Genomic DNA, 1,243 nt, shown 5'->3' with positions numbered 1-1,243 from the left:
CCCACGGCCGTTTCATCACCCGGTACCTGCAGGACACAGGCATCGACACCCAACACGTTATTGTCGACCGGTCGGGCAGCGTCACGGGACTCACGTTTACGGAAATCAAGTCGCCGACGGACTGCAGCATCCTGATGTACAGGGATAACGTAGCGGACCTCAAACTGGAGCCTGGCGACGTAAGCGAGGATTATATCCAAAGTGCCAGAGCGCTGCTCATTTCAGGTACAGCCCTTGCAAAGAGCCCGTCCAGAGAAGCGGCTTTCAAAGCGATGGAACTGGCCATAAGACACGGAGTCGTCATTGTGTTTGATATCGAGGACGATGAAGGCACCGCGAAGCAGTGGTTCAAGCACCGGGCCAAGCTGGTAGTCGTCAAGCGGGGCGGAGATGGGTCGACGGCATTCTCGGCGGACGGTGAGAAGCACGTAGGTGCCGTTTTTCCGGCACAGGTAGTCAAAACCTTCGGCGCTGGTGACTCCTTTGCAGGTGCCTTTATTTTCGGCCTGATGCAGGGATGGAGTATCGACCGGTGCCAGCAGTTCGGCAGTGCCTCAGCATCGATCGTGGTCTCCAGCCACAGCTGCTCCGACGCGATGCCGACAGCCTCGCAAATCCAGGAGCGGATCGACCGCTTTGTGCAGCAAGGAATCTGACCAAACGATGGAGGTATCTACATGACGGATCAAGTGCAAGATCAAGTGCAGCAGCTTCACAACTACGTCGGGGGCCGGTGGGTTCCTTCGGGCGGAGGAAGATCGGAGCCGGTCTATAATCCGGCCACCGGGGAAGAGATCGCCCGCGTCCCCTTATCCACCCTGGACGATCTGAACCACGCCGTATCCGCGGCGGCGGAGGCGTTTCCGTCCTGGAGCGGCACCCCGGTGCCGCGCCGGGCACGGATCATGTTCAAGTTCCAGCAGCTCTTGACGGAACACTGGGAAGAGCTCGCCCGGATGATTACGCTGGAAAACGGCAAGAGCTACCAGGAAGCATACGGCGAGGTGCTGCGCGGTATCGAATGCGTGGAGTTCGCCGCCGGCGCACCGACGCTGCTGATGGGCAGCAACCTGCCGGATATTGCCTCGGGACTGGAGTCGGCCATGTACCGTTATCCGATCGGCGTCGTCGGCGGCATCACGCCTTTTAACTTTCCGATGATGGTGCCGAGCTGGATGTTCCCGCTAGCGATCGTATGCGGCAACACCTTCGTGCTGAAGCCGTCCGAACGGACACCGCTGCT

2 protein-coding genes are annotated in these 1,243 nt (G+C 59.7%); both read left to right on the top strand.

Annotated features, from left to right (window positions below; translation table 11 throughout):
* The coding region (locus tag CPT76_RS12955; RefSeq protein WP_105443215.1) for a PfkB family carbohydrate kinase at window positions 1-656 on the top strand (656 nt) is incomplete at its 5' end.
* A gap of 21 nt (window positions 657-677) precedes the next feature.
* A partial coding sequence (locus tag CPT76_RS12950; protein ID WP_146116305.1) for an aldehyde dehydrogenase family protein occupies window positions 678-1,243 on the top strand: 566 nt, incomplete at its 3' end.

Origin of the sequence: Paenibacillus sp. AR247 (assembly GCF_002968895.1) — a bacterium.
Lineage (GTDB): Bacteria > Bacillota > Bacilli > Paenibacillales > Paenibacillaceae > Paenibacillus_AQ > Paenibacillus_AQ favisporus.
The sequence above is the reverse complement of the archived record's forward strand: the minus strand, read 5'-3'. Positions and strand labels throughout refer to the sequence as shown.